A 15,945-nucleotide genomic window follows, 5' to 3' on the forward strand; every position below is an offset into this window, starting at 1 on the left:
CGATCACCCTCTCAGGTCGGCTACGCATCGTCGCCTTGGTGAGCCATTACCTCACCAACTAGCTAATGCGCCGCGGGCCCATCTATAAGTGACAGCCGAAACCGTCTTTCCATCTTCTCTCATGCGAGAAAAGAACATATCCGGTATTAGCTCCGGTTTCCCGAAGTTATCCCAGTCTTATAGGCAGGTTGCCCACGTGTTACTCACCCGTCCGCCGCTAATCTCAGGGAGCAAGCTCCCATCGATTCGCTCGACTTGCATGTATTAGGCACGCCGCCAGCGTTCGTCCTGAGCCAGGATCAAACTCTCCGAAGAAATGTTTGACTTGCTCATTTTGCTTTTTTATAGTGTGTGCTCACTCAAAATTTACGTTGGCGCTTTGTTTTGTTCAGTTTTCAAAGAGCAATTTCGTTGTCGTTTCTCTCAAAGCGACTTCGTTAGTTTATCATGTTTCATTGCTGTTTGTCAACAACTTTTTTAAAATAATTTTCAACAGCTTGTTAAGCTGTTTAAGTTGCTGTCTTAGCGACAAGAAATAATATACCATGTATAAAAAATGTTTGCAATATATTTTTACAAAGTTTTTTAAAAAAAGTTTTCATTTTCATTTCTTCTATATAAACTTCTCCTGCATTCACTTTATCTCCGTAACAAAATTAAACAATCACGCATATTTCATCTTGAATTTATATATAGATAGATTGATATCTTTTTTATGAGGTGAAATGATGAATCTTTTATTGGTTGCGCTACTCATTTGTTATAGCATGGCTCTTTATTTATTCTGCACCGCTTTTTATGAAGCCATTAAATTCAGTAAAGAAAAAGGGAAAGTGAACGGCACGACCTTCTTATTCAGCTTTATCTTCGCCTTGATTTTCACCAGGATGACCTATTTATTCTATCCCTATGAATAAAAGCAGTAAGTCGCGTCAGACTTACTGCTTTTATATGAGTCTTTTTCAACCTTCTTTCCCTTCACCTTTTAAAAACGTCGTTAGACCAACCAAGATGATGGTGCCTCCGAGAACTTGAGTCCATAGAATAGGCTCATCGAGAATAAAGTAGGCAAGGACCGTGGCCCCTACCGGCTCCAGAAGTATCGCCATCGAAATGGTTGTAGTACTTAGCCATTTCAATGTCCAGTTGAACAACGAATGTCCTAATAACGTTGGAAAGATGGCAAGGAGAATGAAATAGATCCAATCTTCAACGGCATAGGGCGCGAGTGCCTCGCCTTTAACAAGAACATAGACGAACAAAGTAACCGCACTAATGCTATACACGACAAATGTGTATGTTATAGAAGAGATACGTTTTACAACACTCTGTCCAAACAATAGGTAACCCGTTACTAATGCACATGCGATAAGGGCTAGGACATCTCCCCAAAGTGCCATCCCGCTGATTCTGAAATCTCCCCAGCTGATGACAAAACTTCCGGCTATCGCGATGACGCCACTACCTATCGCTCTCAACGAAAACCTTTCTTTAAAAAAGAAGTAAGCCCCCGCGAAAGCGAATAACGGCTGAAGTGTGACAAGGACTGTCGAACTGGCCACAGATGTGTAATTGAGCGATTCAAACCACAGTATGAAATGAAAGGCTAGAAACACACCAGCGGCAATCGATAACAACCAGTCCTTTTTCCGGATGAGCTTGAGTTCATGCCGGTACTTGATAAGGAAAACAGGAAGCATCAATAGAACGGTAAATAATAATCGATAAAAAGCAATGATTCCCGAAGGCGCAGTTGCTAATTTGACCAAGATCGCCGAAAAAGAAACCGAGGCTACTCCTATAGCTAAAGCCAAATAGGGATTCATTTTTGGTTTGGGCTGCATTCTCTCTCCTCTTTCCCCGAATTCTAGTTTGAAGTTTATTTTACTATGGTAGAATTATAAGGGATAGTTTATTTGAAATGGGCAATATTGAATAGATTATTAATTCTTCTATCTTTTCTGAGGAGATGTGAATGGTATGGAATGGGTGTTCGAACCTCAATCTGAACTGCAGATATTGATAAAGTTAGGGATTTCGGCTCTCCTCGGATTAATCATTGGGTTAGAGAGGGAGATGAAACGGAAACCAGTCGGACTAAAAACAAGTCTGGTCATTTCCATCGTCAGCTGTTTATTAACAATCGTTTCGTTGGAATCAGCTTATAAATTTCCAGGCAGTGACGATGTTAATATCACGATGGACCCTCTTCGTCTTGCGGCCCAAATCGTATCAGGGGTCGGTTTCATCGGTGCAGGGGTCATCCTGCGTCGCGATAATAACAGCATTTCCGGTTTAACGACCGCCGCCATCATATGGGGTGCCGCAGGTATTGGGATTGCGGTCGGGGCAGGATTCTTCCTTGAAGCGATCGCTGGAGTCATCCTGTTAATCATCAGTGTCGAATTGGTGCCGTCCCTTGTCACTTGGCTCGGACCAAGAAAATTGAGACAAAAGGAAATCTTTCTAAAGCTAGAGATCAAGGGTAAAGATGATATTGCTATCGTACTGAAGAAAATTAAAGAAGAGAATATTTACATCAAGGCGCTTCGGATTAAAGATGTCGAAGAAGACCTTCACCTTTTAACACTAAAAGTGTTGGTCGATTATAAAGTCAAGACTTCCGAGGTGTACTATACCGTCTCTAAACTCAGTGAAATATCCAGAGTGGAAATTGAAAATGGCTAATGTACAAAACCCGTTTGAATTCCTTCAAACGGGTTTTTCTTACTCATTTTACAAATTATAAAATTTAATATTGACTTTTCTTCAGATTCCGAATAAAATAATTATTGTACCATAACCCGGGGGCTTAGCTCAGCTGGGAGAGCGTTTGGCTGGCAGCCAAGAGGTCAGGGGTTCGATCCCCCTAGTCTCCATACTTCAAAACCCTTTGCTTTTAAGCAAAGGGTTTTTCTTTGTATCCCTCCCCTTTTCTTCTCAAAAAACTTCCCTTTATAATCGCCTTAACAGTAATTCATGCTTTTTCCCTCTACGTTGGAATAGCTACATTTTACTTACCTTTGCCTCGATACCATTCTCATCTCACATCGGACGATTCAAACCAGCCACTCATCAGTTGTTTTTTCTTGTGTTTCTGATATTTTTAGAAGAGTGAAGGAGCTAACTGTTTTCGGAATAAATTCGTCAGGCACTTTTTCACATTTATTTTAACTAAAGTGGAAATAAGGGTACAATTAATAACTCCTATATAAATAATTAATGAGGTGAAAGAATGATTGCAAAGACTGAAGAAGATTTTAATGGCTTGAAAGAAATCGGCAAAATTATTGCCTCCATTAGAGATGAATTGGTACAAAGATCAATTCCTGGCGTAACGACCAAAGAACTTGATGATATTGCTGGAGAACTGCTAAAGAAGGCAGGTGCCATTTCCGCCCCAAAAGGGGAATATGATTTTCCTGGTTATACTTGCATTAGCATTAACGAAGAAGTGGCGCATGGCATTCCAGGTGAACGGGTTATTCAAGAAGGGGATCTCGTAAATATAGATGTCTCCGCTTCAAAGAATGGTTATTTCGCAGATACAGGAATCTCATTTGTAGTAGGAGAGGGCAATGAAGTCTTAACGAAACTATGCGATGTCGCTAAAAAGGCATTTGATGCAGGTCTCAAGAAAGCAAAACCTGGTGCCAAGAAAAGCAAAATCGGAAAAGCGGTCTTTGAAACCGCGAAACAACATGGATTCACTGTTATCGAAAATCTTACGGGACATGGTGTTGGACGAAAGATCCACGAAGCACCTGCCCATATATGTAATTATTATGATCCTTGGGATAACGAAATACTAAAGGAAGGGATGGTTATCGCATTCGAGCCATTTATTTCAACCTTTGAAGAAGAAGTATTCCAAAAAGAAGATAATTGGACCTATGCCACAGAAAAAAGCTTTGTAGCTCAATTGGAGCATACGATTATCCTTACTAAAAATGGCCCGATTATTGTCACCCTTTAATTCAAGCATAGACGGTAAAGTTTTATATTAAAATAGTAGTACACGGCGGAATGTTCTTTACACTCCGCTTTTATCTCGTCAGGTAGGGAATATTGCGAGAATGATTCGGGGAGTGAAGGCATTTACGCTAACTTCTACTCATCATTTTCTTGATCTTGCGAACAGCGGGTGCTAGAACGGACTCTTGTACTTTTGTAAGGGCTACACCCAACCCAACCATCAGCATCAAGGCGATGATCAATCCTAATACCAAACTCACTATTTCTCCAACTTCTTTAAATACAGCAACCAATACGGCAACCATTCCACTCGCCTCCCTTTACCACCACTTTTTACGAACTTCTCACCAAACTTAAGTGAAGGATTATTTACTTTCCCTTTTCCGTGACATTAACTGAACGAACGATTACCTATAGATAGTCTCATTATAACCAAATGTATAATATTGGTCCATTTACCACCTTTGTGAATATGAAGACACGCCCGACTCAGCTAGTCCGCTATCCATTTCTTTACTCATAATATGTAGTTCCCTTTTTGGTAATGACATCAAAAAAAGCTAGCCCAATCACTCGAGCTAGCTTAATTGAAATACATATATCATTTCATAGGATTATGATATTTTCTCTTCATCCTTCATATATTCATGCTCCCAGAAATCCGCATTTTTAATCCCCAATGCTTTTGGATCAAAAACTGGGTCCACCCCTTGTTTCTTTTGTTTCTCGTAATCCCGTAATGTTATGAGTGCTGGTTTGGCTAGAATCAGAATCGCTATGACATTGAGCCATACCATGATTCCTAACCCCGCATCCCCTAAGGCCCAAGCCACTTCTGCCGTTCGGATCGTTCCATAAAAAGTGGCGGCAAGGATAATGACCTTCAAGGTGTGCATCGCCCATTTACTATTCCGATTTCGCATCAGGTAAGCAATGTTCGTTTCTGCGATATAATAGTAGGCCATGATGGTCGTAAAGGCGAAGAAAAAGAGGGCTATAGCCACGAATCCTGCACCAAACCCAGGAATCACACTATCAATGGCCGCTTGTGTATAGCCTGGACCCGGTTCCACCTCTCCTAAGTTATTCACGATTGATGTCCCATCTTCCGCTTGCGTATTGTACATGCCCGTGAATAAGATCATGAAGGCAGTAGCCGAACAAACGAATAGGGTGTCTATATAAACGGAAAAAGCTTGGACAAGGCCTTGCTTGGCCGGATGGGAAACTTCGGCTGCAGCTGCTGGGTGAGCACCCGTTCCTTGACCAGCCTCATTCGAGTACACGCCGCGTTTCACTCCCCACGCGATGGCCATCCCGATCAACCCACCAAATGCAGAATCCAGACCAAAAGCACTTCTAAATATTAATGATATGACACCGGGTAATTCTGTGATATTCATGAAGACGATGATAACGGATAATAGAATATACCCGAGGGCCATAAACGGAACAATCAGTTGTGCGGCATTGGCGATCCTCTTTACGCCACCGAATATGATGAACCCAAGTAAAAGGACCACGGCAATTCCTGTTATGAACGGCTCAACACCGAAGGCATTTTCCACTCCGGCGGCAATGGAATTGGACTGGACGCCCGGCATAAGAATTGCCATTGCGATAAGTGCCGCGCCTGCGAAAAGGACGGCGAACCATTTCCACCCTATCCCTTTTTCAATATAATAAGCAGGCCCCCCACGATATTGACCGTCTTGCTTCACTTTATAAATCTGGGCTAACGTAGATTCTATGAATGCGCTGGATGCCCCTATGAAAGCAATGGCCCACATCCAAAAAACCGCACCTGGTCCACCGAAGGCGATGGCCGTCGCCACCCCTGCTATATTCCCTGTCCCGACACGTCCTGAAAGGGCAATGGATAAAGCCTGGAATGAAGAAACCCCCGCTTTCGAACTCTTTCCCCGGAACATCAATACAATCATTTCTTTAATATGCCTAACTTGTAGAAAACGCGTCAATATGGAGAATAATAGCCCGACCCCCAATAAGATATAAATGACCGGTGAGCTCCATAACACTCCATTCAAAGCATCTATGAATTCCTTCAAGTAAGTTCCCCCTTTTATCGATTAGAATATTCAAAATTATATAACAATTTATATTTTTCCACAATATGTTATGTTAGTTTTTCTTACATTAAATATAATCTTGTCGTAAAAAGGGGAACCTGTTTGACAGCATAAAAAAGAAACGCCTGCGTTATCCGCTGGCGTTTCTACTTTCATATGGAGGTCACAAGACTGAAGTAGCGCCTTGTATTGCGTGTTCCAGTTCGCTTGTTCTTTTCTTTGTAACTGATTCGTTCCAACCAAAGTATTCAGCCATGTAGTTGGTTACGGCTTCTTTATGCGTTTGAACCAAATCGATATCAAATAGAAGCGTTCCAGTTCTGCGGAAGAAGAAATCTACAGGAGTGGCTGCCATTTCATGGTCCAGTGCATATTGCAATTGTACGAATAACACTTGCGGTAGGCCTGTACGGCTTCCCCCATCCTTTTCATTGATAGCAATATTAAATAACACCGGCGCGTTCGATCCGTACATGGACAGGATCTTTCTGGAATCTTCAACAGAGAGCCCTGCATCTACACCCATTTGAATATGGTTCTTGATGTATTCAGGGAAGTTGTTCGACCCACCTACATCTCCACCTGAAACGCGGATCCGTTTTGTACTATGATCAGCGAACAATTTGTTCAAGTCCTCTGAAAACTTCTTGGCCACTAGGTCTACGGTCGTTTTGGCCATTTTGCGGTACCCGGTCAATTTCCCACCGGCAATCGTGATAAGACCTGAATCGGACACCCATATTTCATCTTTTCGTGAAATTTCAGAAGGGTCCTTGCCTTCTTCCAGAATCAATGGTCTTACACCGGACCAGGTTGACTCAATATCTGCATCCGTAACCTTCACTTCAGGGAACATGAAAGCTATCGCCTTCAAGATATAATCACGGTCTTCTTGCGTTACACCCGGATCTATCGGATCTCCTTCATAAAAGGTATCTGTCGTTCCCACATAAGCTTTACCCGCACGCGGAATGGCAAAGACCATCCGTTTATCCGGCGTATCAAAATAAATGGCCTGTTTCAAAGGGAACTTCGATTGGTCAATGACGATGTGAACACCCTTGGATAGCTTAAGCGTTTTTCCTTTTTTCGAGTTATCTTTTTCACGAATTGAATCGACCCATGGTCCAGCTGCATTGACCACTTTTGCTCCAAGTATTTCGTATTCTTCATCTGAATGTACGTCCCGGACTTTTACTCCAGCAATTTTACCATCTTCATAGACCAATTTTTCTACCTTCGTATAGTTGATGGGAGTCGCCCCTTTATCGACGGCCGCCTTCATGACTTCAATCGTCAGACGCGCATCATCCGTACGGTACTCAACATAATACCCTCCACCTTTAAGCCCGTCTTTCTTGACAAGCGGTTCTTTCTTCAAGGTTTCATCCGCAGTAAGCATTTTTCTCCGTTCACTTCTCTTGACGCCTGCAAGGAAATCATAGACACGGAGACCGATAGATGTGCTGAATTTGCCGAATGTCCCACCTGCATGCATCGGAAGGAGCATCCATTCCGGTGTCGTTACGTGCGGTCCATTTTCAAAAACGATTTCTCTCTCTTTACCTACCTCGGCAACCATCTTCACTTCCAACTGCTTAAGGTAACGCAATCCACCGTGGACAAGCTTGGTTGATCGACTTGATGTACCAGCCGCAAAGTCTTGCATTTCAACTAATGCCACTTTCATGCCGCGTACGGTCGCATCCAATGCTATCCCTGCACCGGTGATTCCTCCACCTATTACAACTAAATCAAATTTCTCTTTTTTTAATTTATCGATTGTTTCTTTTCTATATCTATTTGAAAACCTCATATCTAACTCCTCCTTGGGGTGTTATCTTGTTGGTTCTTCTAATAATCAGCATATACTCTATTATCTTCCCATTCTAGTAAGCCAATAACCATAATCAGGATATAAATATAGAGAAAGAGACCACAAATGCACATCATCGATTTCTCGATAACGCATTCGTGGTCTCTCCTATTCTCCGGCCGAGTTATTAACTTGATTTCAGTATATCATAGTGTTGCCTGTATTTAAAAGACTTTGCTTATTTTATTTAAAAGCCATTGCCGCGTGCACGGCCTTTTTCCAGCCTTCGTATAATTTTTCACTTTCCTTCTCTTCCATGGAAGGCGTGAAAGTCTTGTCTATTACCCACTGCTGGGCGATTTCTTCTTGATCCTTCCAATAGCCAACCGCTAGTCCAGCCAAGTATGCGGCACCCAGCGCTGTCGTTTCATTCAGTGTCGGCCTTTCCACGGGTACCCCTAATAAATCACTTTGGAATTGCATTAAGAAGTCGTTCTTCACTGCCCCGCCATCCACTCGCAATGTCTTCAGCGCAATACCTGAGTCTGCTTCCATCGCATCCAGGACATCCTTCGCTTGGTAAGCAAGGGATTCAAGGGTAGCGCGTATAAAGTGCTCTTTCGTTGTCCCGCGTGTTAGTCCAAATACAGAGCCACGTACATCGCTGTCCCAGTATGGGGTTCCCAGTCCTACGAAGGCTGGCACCACATAGACGCCATCCGTGCTGTCCACTCGTTTTGCATACGCCTCACTATCCTGGGCGTTATTCAGCATCCGCATGCCATCACGTAACCATTGGATTGCAGAACCGGCTACGAATATGCTGCCTTCCAGTGCATATTCAACCTTGCCATTCAATCCCCAGGCAAGCGTCGTCAATAGGCCATGTTCGGAATCGACTGCTTTTTCACCCGTATTCATAAGCATGAAACATCCTGTTCCATACGTATTTTTCGCCATTCCCTGATTAAAGCAAGCTTGGCCGAATAAAGCGGCTTGTTGGTCACCTGCTGCACCGGCAATTGGAATCGATTGCCCGAAGAAATGATATTCGATCGTGTTCGCATACACTTCTGAAGAAGGTCTGACTTCCGGTAACATGGACTTTGGAACATCCAGGATTTCCAGAATCTCTTCATCCCACTTCAATTCATGGATGTTATACATCAACGTTCTTGAAGCATTGGAATAGTCCGTCACATGGGCTTTTCCTCCTGAGAGCTTCCAGATCAACCACGTATCGATCGTTCCAAATAGTAGTTTGCCTTCATCGGCCTTTTGACGTGCACCTTCCACATTATCAAGGATCCATTTCACCTTTGTACCGGAAAAATAAGCATCAATCAATAATCCCGTTTTCTTCCGGAACATATCATTATGACCTTTTTCCTTCAACTCTTCGCAGATGGCACTCGTCTGTCTGGATTGCCATACGATGGCATTATAGATAGGGACTGACGTTTCCTTATCCCATACGACTGTCGTTTCACGCTGGTTCGTTATTCCGATCCCGGCAATTTGTTCAGGCTTTATTCCGGATTCCGATATGACGCTCGCAATGACGGCTAAAACCGACCCCCAAATCTCATTGGCATCATGCTCAACCCAGCCCGGTTTCGGGAAATGCTGTGTAAACTCCCTTTGGGCTACATGGACCAACTCGCCCTTTTCATTGAACAATATTGCCCGTGTGCTTGTTGTTCCTTGATCCAAAGATAAGATGTATTTTTTCATAGTATTTTCCCCCAACCTCTTTAAATTAACTAGCTATATTCTTACTCTCTATTTCATGCGACTGTTTTTTTCCAAATACGTAAGCCACTATCAATAATACTAGGCTTCCTGCAAAAACAGACCAACTTACTATCGTGATTTCACCTAAAAAGAATGCTTTATAAAAGATGGCTCCGAGTCCCCCACCTACTATCGGACCTACGACTGGAATCCATGAATAGCCCCAATTCGAATCTCCTTTACCTGGAATAGGAAGAAGAAAATGTGCAATACGTGGACCCAAGTCACGGGCAGGGTTAATGGCGTATCCTGTTGTCCCACCTAGGGACATCCCGATCACAACGATCAATAAACCGACTGCAAATGGATTTAACCCTTCCGTAAATTCATTGGCCCCTATGAATAGTAAACCAAGAACAAGGATGAATGTACCAATCATTTCGCTTAATAGATTGGAAAAAGTATGTGGGATCGCTGGTGAAGTCGCGAATACACCAAGCTTGGCACCCGGATCGTTCGTACCCTTCCAGTGCGGTAAATAATGCAAGAATACTAATGTCGCACCTAGAATCCCACCAATTAACTGACCTATGATATATCCTGGAACGTCTCCCCAAGGAAACTCCCCGATAAGTGCAAAACCTATGGTGACAGCCGGATTTAAATGGGCACCACTAATGGAACCGACTGCAAAAACACCCATTGTCACAGCTAACCCCCACGCAATCGTCACGACAATCCATCCAGCATCTTTGGCATAAGATCCTTTCAATGAAGATCCCGCCCCGATGCCTGCACCAAAAAGAACCAAAATCATCGTACCTACTACTTCTCCCCAAAATGGTGTCATATTAAAACCTCTTCCCCTCTAGAATAATGACCATAAATCAATAAAAGGAGGCCCACAGCAGAACTATCCCACAAGTAAATGGGAATTTTCCGTTGTGAATCTCCTTATCTCCGTCACATCTATTAACTTGTATTTTAGATTAATATACTAGTTAATGAAAACGCTGTCAAACTATTTATCAAAAAATAGAAAATTGTTTTATATTTTTTATTTAAACATATTCCATAACTCCGTTTTGGAAGTGGTGATCGACGATGCTCCCGCCTCAAGTGCGTTCAGGACCTCATCTGAATTACGGATCAACCCTCCGGCCAAAATCGGCGTTTGCAAATGTTCCTTCACCTCTTTAATCATCCAGGGCATGGCACCTGGCAACACTTCGATATAATCAGGCTTTGTCTTCTTTACCAACTTATAACTTTTCTCCAACGCATGGGAATCTATTAAAAAAATCCGTTGAATCGCGACAACGCCCTTTTGCTTCGCTTTTAAAATCACACTGGACTTTGTCGAAATCAAGCCATAAGGTTGGACCTCCTGGCAAATGAATTCTGTGGCATACTCATCACTTTTGATTCCTTGAATCAAATCTACATGGAAAATCATCTTCTTATTACGTTGCTTGGCCATCAAGCTCACATTTTTCAGCTGTGATATATGTAAATCCAGAAAAACCCCTATCTCATAGGAACTCTCCAAGAACCTCTCGAAATCCTTCATGCTTGCCGAAGCAGGCAGTATCTTCTGATCCATCATATCCTCCTCCTATGCTAACAATCCCATCATAATCAGAACCTGCCGTAAAAACAATAGGTCCCACCATCATTCCATAAGGACGCTCGCATTTATCCAAATTCCACGAGAAAAGAATGCGTGTACCCTAAGCATACAAAAAACCTAAATAAAGAGCCATTATTTAGGCCTTTTGTTGTTTTTTGATAGTCAAAGAGCCAATTTGATATTCATGGCACCCTCAACCAGCTCAAATGACTTAATCTGCCCGACCGGTACCTTTTTCACCATATCCCATGCGTTAAAATCAATTTTGATCATCCGATTATGATATTCAAAGAATGGTGGTTTATTAAACAGTTTATGGTTGATGAAATTAACATTAACCGGTTTCATCCCAACAAGCTGAAACAGAATCGTTCTTTTTTCGATTTGCACCGGTTTCAAGGTGACGGTGAAGGCAACCTTTTTCTTCAACATCATTTTCTTCACCTCTGTAGTCCCGCGCAGCACGATATACTCTGGTGAAATATGCACAACAATGTCTTCTTCGCCTGACTTCTTTTCTATTAAACTTGCCATCATCTTTGCCGTAATGGGGATTGAAACCCCCTCCGTTGTAGCCTTATTTATTATATCCTTGAATTTATCAAACATGGTTTCCCTCCCTTGCCCTATGCAAAAACTCCGTTGAATCATCTTATTCCGAATTGGGTAATTGCGGAACGACCCATTACCGCCCCTTCACTCCCTCTTACCATATTTTATCAGTATCTGTTCTGTTCTAACAGTTGACCACCTTTAAATAAAAAAATGCCACTCGGGATGACAGATGAATGACCGCTCAAACAAAATAATTTAAATTTTGTATTCGTCTTGCAAAACCACCCACAGCGTTCAAATTCTGGTAAAATTAATTCGCACTAAAATACCGTACGATAGAATAGGAGATTACATGATAAAAAAAGGCCTTTCACTAACCGTTATCCTCCTCTGCTTATTCGTCCTTGCTTCATGTTCAAATGATAGCCATCAGGATGCTATGGATAAGGGAATCGAATATCTAGGAAAACGGGATTATCATCAGGCAGCCATCCAATTCGAATTAGCCTTAAAGGAGAAAGAAGGAGATGAGGATGCCTCCGCTTATTTGGATCAGGCAAATCATATGGATACTGCAGTCACTGCATATGAAGAAAAAGAATTTGATACTTCCCTTGAATCTCTAAATGCCGTCATTACGAATAAAAGTACATTGAACACGTTGCAGACCGAAGCTAAAAAACTAAAAGAACAAGTCCTTGCTGATCAGGAAACAACCTCTTCGTTTGAAGACACGATGAAGCTGGTGAAAGAACTGATAGCAAAAGAAAATTACAGTTTAGCACAAAAGAAATTACGACTTTTAGAAAAAAGCTTGGAGTCGGATGAATTGCTATCAAGCTATCAATCCGAGTTGACTAAACTTACGGAACAAGTCGATCTTGCCCTGAAAGACCAGGAAGAAACGCAACCAGAAGAAAAGAAAGTAAAGAAAACTGAAGATAAGAAAACCGTAGAAAAAGCCGACGGTCAAAAAACTGCGTACCAACTATATCAAAATGGCCGTTATGGGTTCTCCATGTACTATCCCAAAGGCTTAAATATGGACACCCCACCAACCAATGGTGATGGAGCCAGGTTCTATAATGAGGAATTTGAAATTACCGCCTTTGCTAGCCATACGAATGTAATCAACGATGAAGAAACGATTGAAATGTATTATGAAGATGCTTTGAAAAATATCACAGAAGAAATCGCCTATCAGCGACTTACAGACGATTGGTATGTCATTTCCTACGAAGAAAATGGGAACGTTATCTATAAGAAATACTACTTTAATGATCAGGTCGGCACTACCTTTATCATTACCTATCCCGCTAGCGAACAGGAAAAGTACGGTCCAATCACCTCTCATATCGCAGAGACCTTCACCCCATCCACCAACTCATGACGGGGTGAGAATGATGCCACAAACCGTCCAGATACGCTTCGGTTTGTGGCTCTTTCTATTGTCAACAACCGATGTCCTTACCTGTAAAGAAGGTAAGTGGATTCGCAGCTGTTAGATCTAAACGTACATTCCCTTTGAAAATAGCCGCACCATCAAAAGAAGCAGCCAGGTCCCTTTGCCTGGCTGCTTCTTTCATTTACCCTCGTATTATTCAAAATGCAAGGTATAGTCGTCTGCTTTAATCCATTTTAATTTCTTTGAGAAAACGTAGATTAGTACAAGGTTCAACACAACCGGAAGAATGAAGAAAATGATGACCATGATGGATATGTTACTGAAAATCCATCCGCCTTCCGCCAGTTTCATGTAGTTCAAGGGACCGACCAATCCCGATAAACCAAATCCAGCACTATATGGGGTCCCTTGTATGTTTAACAAACCTGCCAACGCACCAAGAATAGCTGACGTGATTAACATGGGAAACGCAATTTTCGGTTTCATGAAGAAATTCCTCATTTGAATCTTAGGGGAACCCAACACATGGGCTAAAGCCGTCCCTAATGAATTCGCTTTGTAGCTTGCAATGGCTAGGCCCACACCAGCTGCCACGATTCCTAGGTTGGCCGCACCCGATCCTATACCTGAGAGCATAATGACCGTCGCCACCCCAACCGTTGAAATGGGAGATAAGATAATGAGACAGAAGATAACGGAAATAATGGCTCCCATCAAAATGGGCTGCAAGGACGTCACGTTAGCGATGCCGACTCCTAATAGTCCCGTAGCGGATTTTACGTATGGCAGAATGAAGTATCCAATCATTCCTGGTACCAAGATACTTAAAGTCGGCATCAAAAGAATCGCATACGCCTTTAATCTGTCGCCAATTAGTTGCAGGAACAATACGGTCAATGCCGCGGTAATTCCGGTATTGATTACAACGCCAATCCCATTAAGGGCAAATAAACCGTCAGCCGTTTTCTGGATGGCACCACTTCCGACCATGGCCGCGATCCCGATACTGGCCGTTTGAATGGATGGTAGCTTGAACGAAATCCCGACCATCACCCCAATCATGACAGGTAACAAGCTCATCACGAAAACGGTGATATCGAATATATGCTGTAACACGGGAAAATGTGGAATCAATAGTTTAAGTATTTCCCCTAACAAAGCATTCGGAATTAATGAAACGACAATCCCTATGCTCATCCCCGTTAATAATTTATTAAAAAAATCTCTCATCTGAATAATCCCCTATCTCGCTGTAATGTACACAATTATAAGAAATATTCTGACAATAGTCAAAGGATTTTTTTAATACTTCACCGCGAAAGTGTATAAAAGTATTTAAACTAAGAGAAACTACTTTCTAATAACGCTTATATTCTAAATTATCTGTTTTCTATTGACCTTTACTAATACTACCTGTATAGTCGTAATTAATTGAATAGTTCATTTTCTTATCCAGAGAGGTGGAGGGACTGGCCCTTTGATACCTCAGCAACAGACTTTACTGTACTGTGCTAATTCCAGAAGTGTTCAACTTGAAGATAAGAAGAGAATATAAGCATTGCTGATTATACCTCTTCTTTTTTAAAGAAGAGGTTTTTATATTTTAATAAGGAAAGTAGGAATCTACCATGTCTATCACTTTAACGAAAGCTCCATTCAAAGCCGACCACGTAGGAAGTCTATTAAGACCAGAAAGTATACATCTGGCAAGAAAGCAACGGAAAGAAGGAATCATTACCGCAGAACAATTACGCGACGTTGAAACGAAGGAAATCAAGCGTATCGTCGATAAGCAAATAGAAATCGGTTTAGAGGCAGTGACTGATGGGGAATTCAGACGCACCTGGTGGCACTTTGACTTCTTGGAACATTTAAATGGAATCGAAGGGTATGTCACGGAAAAAGGTCTCACCTTTGATGGAATTGAAACAGAACGTTATAACGTTCGGAATACAGGAAAAATTTCTTTCAACCCAGATCACCCCTTTATTAAAGACTTTATTGAGTTTAATGAAATCGTGGACGGACGGGCTGTGGCGAAACAAACCATCCCTAGTCCCAATCAATTATTTGCGGTAGGTGTCCATAATGAAGAAATCTATCCTGACATCGAAGACTATGCAAAAGATATTATCAAAGCCTACCAAGATGCTTTACAAGCCTTTTACGATGCCGGTGTACGTTATTTACAATTAGATGATGTATACATAGCCAGGCTTTCCGCTCCGGACTTCCAGTTCAAAGAGGGGAAATATACAAGGGAACAATTAATCGATTTAGCATTGCGCGTGATTAATGGGACGTTGGAGGGAAAACCAGAGGATTTGGTTGTCACGACTCACCTTTGTCGTGGAAATTACCAATCGACTTGGGCTTTTGAAGGCAGCTATGCCCGTATCGCCCCAACTCTATTGGCCAAGGAAAATGTAGATGGATTTTTCTTGGAATACGATGATCATCGTTCAGGGGATTTTAAACCATTAGAACACATTCCAAATGACGGCGCACAAGTCGTTCTTGGCGTGGTTACTTCGAAGAATGGCGAACTTGAAGATAAAGAAACCGTTAAATCACGTATTAAAGAAGCGGCACAATTCGTGCCACATGAACACTTGTGCTTAAGCCCTCAATGCGGATTCGCTTCCACACATCTTGGCAACAAGCTAACGGAAGAGCAGCAATGGGAAAAGTTAAAATTCGTTGTGGATGTCGCCAAAGAAGTATGGGGATAAGAACAAAA

The 15,945-nt window shown here is 42.1% G+C and carries 15 protein-coding genes, 1 tRNA gene, 1 rRNA gene and 1 riboswitch; of the genes, 6 read left to right on the forward strand and 11 right to left on the reverse strand.

The window, feature by feature from the left end:
• A 16S ribosomal RNA gene (locus ACQKL0_RS00005) occupies nucleotides 1–315 on the reverse strand; the annotation flags it as partial.
• Nucleotides 316–728: 413 nt separating this feature from the next.
• Here ACQKL0_RS00005 and ACQKL0_RS00010 point away from each other — a divergent pair.
• On the forward strand, nucleotides 729–917 hold the full coding sequence (locus tag ACQKL0_RS00010; RefSeq protein ID WP_402876058.1) for a hypothetical protein: 189 nt from the start codon (nucleotides 729–731) through the stop codon (nucleotides 915–917).
• A gap of 45 nt (nucleotides 918–962) precedes the next feature.
• Here the strand turns inward: ACQKL0_RS00010 and ACQKL0_RS00015 are convergent, their stop codons facing one another.
• Complete coding sequence (locus tag ACQKL0_RS00015) at nucleotides 963–1,844, reverse strand: DMT family transporter (protein WP_407407872.1); 882 nt, start codon at nucleotides 1,842–1,844, stop codon at nucleotides 963–965.
• 136 nt (nucleotides 1,845–1,980) lie between these two features.
• Here ACQKL0_RS00015 and ACQKL0_RS00020 point away from each other — a divergent pair, with 136 nt between their 5' ends.
• The 3 genes from ACQKL0_RS00020 (at nucleotide 1,981) to map (ending at nucleotide 3,976) form a co-directional block, all read left to right on the forward strand.
• The gene (locus ACQKL0_RS00020) at nucleotides 1,981–2,688 is read left to right on the forward strand and encodes an MgtC/SapB family protein (protein ID WP_402876056.1); all 708 of its coding nucleotides are present in this window, start codon (nucleotides 1,981–1,983) and stop codon (nucleotides 2,686–2,688) included.
• A gap of 118 nt (nucleotides 2,689–2,806) precedes the next feature.
• Nucleotides 2,807–2,879 (forward strand) — tRNA-Ala (locus ACQKL0_RS00025).
• Between the two features lie 356 nt (nucleotides 2,880–3,235).
• Nucleotides 3,236–3,976, forward strand: coding sequence for a type I methionyl aminopeptidase (gene map, locus ACQKL0_RS00030; RefSeq protein WP_402954152.1), 741 nt, complete (start codon nucleotides 3,236–3,238; stop codon nucleotides 3,974–3,976).
• 127 nt (nucleotides 3,977–4,103) lie between these two features.
• Here map and ACQKL0_RS00035 read toward each other — a convergent pair whose 3' ends face one another.
• The 7 genes from ACQKL0_RS00035 to ACQKL0_RS00065 form a co-directional block, all read right to left on the reverse strand.
• Nucleotides 4,104–4,280, reverse strand: a complete 177-nt coding sequence (locus ACQKL0_RS00035; RefSeq protein ID WP_427685614.1) for a hypothetical protein — start codon at nucleotides 4,278–4,280, stop codon at nucleotides 4,104–4,106.
• 309 nt (nucleotides 4,281–4,589) lie between these two features.
• Nucleotides 4,590–6,044, reverse strand: coding sequence for an alanine/glycine:cation symporter family protein (locus ACQKL0_RS00040; protein WP_402992110.1), 1,455 nt, complete (start codon nucleotides 6,042–6,044; stop codon nucleotides 4,590–4,592).
• Between the two features lie 184 nt (nucleotides 6,045–6,228).
• Complete coding sequence (locus tag ACQKL0_RS00045) at nucleotides 6,229–7,881, reverse strand: glycerol-3-phosphate dehydrogenase/oxidase (RefSeq protein ID WP_402876050.1); 1,653 nt, start codon at nucleotides 7,879–7,881, stop codon at nucleotides 6,229–6,231.
• Between the two features lie 243 nt (nucleotides 7,882–8,124).
• Nucleotides 8,125–9,615 (reverse strand): glycerol kinase GlpK, encoded by a 1,491-nt coding sequence (gene glpK, locus ACQKL0_RS00050; RefSeq protein WP_402876048.1) that lies wholly within the window; start codon nucleotides 9,613–9,615, stop codon nucleotides 8,125–8,127.
• A gap of 25 nt (nucleotides 9,616–9,640) precedes the next feature.
• Nucleotides 9,641–10,465 (reverse strand): MIP/aquaporin family protein, encoded by an 825-nt coding sequence (locus tag ACQKL0_RS00055; protein WP_402876046.1) that lies wholly within the window; start codon nucleotides 10,463–10,465, stop codon nucleotides 9,641–9,643.
• 207 nt (nucleotides 10,466–10,672) lie between these two features.
• Nucleotides 10,673–11,218, reverse strand: coding sequence for a glycerol-3-phosphate responsive antiterminator (locus tag ACQKL0_RS00060; RefSeq protein WP_402876044.1), 546 nt, complete (start codon nucleotides 11,216–11,218; stop codon nucleotides 10,673–10,675).
• A 189-nt stretch (nucleotides 11,219–11,407) separates the two neighbouring features.
• Nucleotides 11,408–11,854: a hypothetical protein gene (locus tag ACQKL0_RS00065; protein ID WP_427685616.1), complete on the reverse strand. Its 447-nt coding sequence runs from the start codon at nucleotides 11,852–11,854 to the stop codon at nucleotides 11,408–11,410.
• Nucleotides 11,855–12,152: 298 nt separating this feature from the next.
• Between ACQKL0_RS00065 and ACQKL0_RS00070 the strand changes: the two genes are divergently transcribed.
• Nucleotides 12,153–13,190, forward strand: coding sequence for a hypothetical protein (locus ACQKL0_RS00070; RefSeq protein WP_427685618.1), 1,038 nt, complete (start codon nucleotides 12,153–12,155; stop codon nucleotides 13,188–13,190).
• A gap of 61 nt (nucleotides 13,191–13,251) precedes the next feature.
• Here the strand turns inward: ACQKL0_RS00070 and ACQKL0_RS00075 are convergent, their stop codons facing one another.
• A complete protein-coding gene (locus tag ACQKL0_RS00075; RefSeq protein ID WP_427685620.1) occupies nucleotides 13,252–13,386 on the reverse strand; it encodes a hypothetical protein in 135 nt (44 codons plus the stop codon).
• An 11-nt stretch (nucleotides 13,387–13,397) separates the two neighbouring features.
• Nucleotides 13,398–14,435: a PTS transporter subunit IIC gene (locus ACQKL0_RS00080; protein ID WP_427685622.1), complete on the reverse strand. Its 1,038-nt coding sequence runs from the start codon at nucleotides 14,433–14,435 to the stop codon at nucleotides 13,398–13,400.
• Nucleotides 14,436–14,650: 215 nt separating this feature from the next.
• Nucleotides 14,651–14,750: riboswitch (SAM riboswitch) on the forward strand.
• 83 nt (nucleotides 14,751–14,833) lie between these two features.
• Here ACQKL0_RS00080 and ACQKL0_RS00085 point away from each other — a divergent pair.
• A complete protein-coding gene (locus ACQKL0_RS00085; protein ID WP_402954163.1) occupies nucleotides 14,834–15,937 on the forward strand; it encodes a 5-methyltetrahydropteroyltriglutamate--homocysteine S-methyltransferase in 1,104 nt (367 codons plus the stop codon).
• The last annotated feature ends 8 nt before the right edge of the window (nucleotides 15,938–15,945 follow it).

The organism is Peribacillus sp. NPDC097264, from assembly GCF_050277925.1.
GTDB lineage: Bacteria > Bacillota > Bacilli > Bacillales > DSM-1321 > Peribacillus.

Coding starts and splice junctions, on each gene's coding strand:
- ACQKL0_RS00010 (WP_402876058.1), top strand. CDS start 729: ATGAATCTTTTATTGGTTGCGCTACTCATTTGTTATAGCATGGCTCTT.
- ACQKL0_RS00015 (WP_407407872.1), bottom strand. CDS start 1,844: ATGCAGCCCAAACCAAAAATGAATCCCTATTTGGCTTTAGCTATAGGA.
- ACQKL0_RS00020 (WP_402876056.1), top strand. CDS start 1,981: ATGGAATGGGTGTTCGAACCTCAATCTGAACTGCAGATATTGATAAAG.
- map (WP_402954152.1), top strand. CDS start 3,236: ATGATTGCAAAGACTGAAGAAGATTTTAATGGCTTGAAAGAAATCGGC.
- ACQKL0_RS00035 (WP_427685614.1), bottom strand. CDS start 4,280: ATGGTTGCCGTATTGGTTGCTGTATTTAAAGAAGTTGGAGAAATAGTG.
- ACQKL0_RS00045 (WP_402876050.1), bottom strand. CDS start 7,881: ATGAGGTTTTCAAATAGATATAGAAAAGAAACAATCGATAAATTAAAA.
- glpK (WP_402876048.1), bottom strand. CDS start 9,615: ATGAAAAAATACATCTTATCTTTGGATCAAGGAACAACAAGCACACGG.
- ACQKL0_RS00055 (WP_402876046.1), bottom strand. CDS start 10,465: ATGACACCATTTTGGGGAGAAGTAGTAGGTACGATGATTTTGGTTCTT.
- ACQKL0_RS00060 (WP_402876044.1), bottom strand. CDS start 11,218: ATGGATCAGAAGATACTGCCTGCTTCGGCAAGCATGAAGGATTTCGAG.
- ACQKL0_RS00065 (WP_427685616.1), bottom strand. CDS start 11,854: ATGTTTGATAAATTCAAGGATATAATAAATAAGGCTACAACGGAGGGG.
- ACQKL0_RS00070 (WP_427685618.1), top strand. CDS start 12,153: ATGATAAAAAAAGGCCTTTCACTAACCGTTATCCTCCTCTGCTTATTC.
- ACQKL0_RS00075 (WP_427685620.1), bottom strand. CDS start 13,386: ATGAAAGAAGCAGCCAGGCAAAGGGACCTGGCTGCTTCTTTTGATGGT.
- ACQKL0_RS00080 (WP_427685622.1), bottom strand. CDS start 14,435: ATGAGAGATTTTTTTAATAAATTATTAACGGGGATGAGCATAGGGATT.
- ACQKL0_RS00085 (WP_402954163.1), top strand. CDS start 14,834: ATGTCTATCACTTTAACGAAAGCTCCATTCAAAGCCGACCACGTAGGA.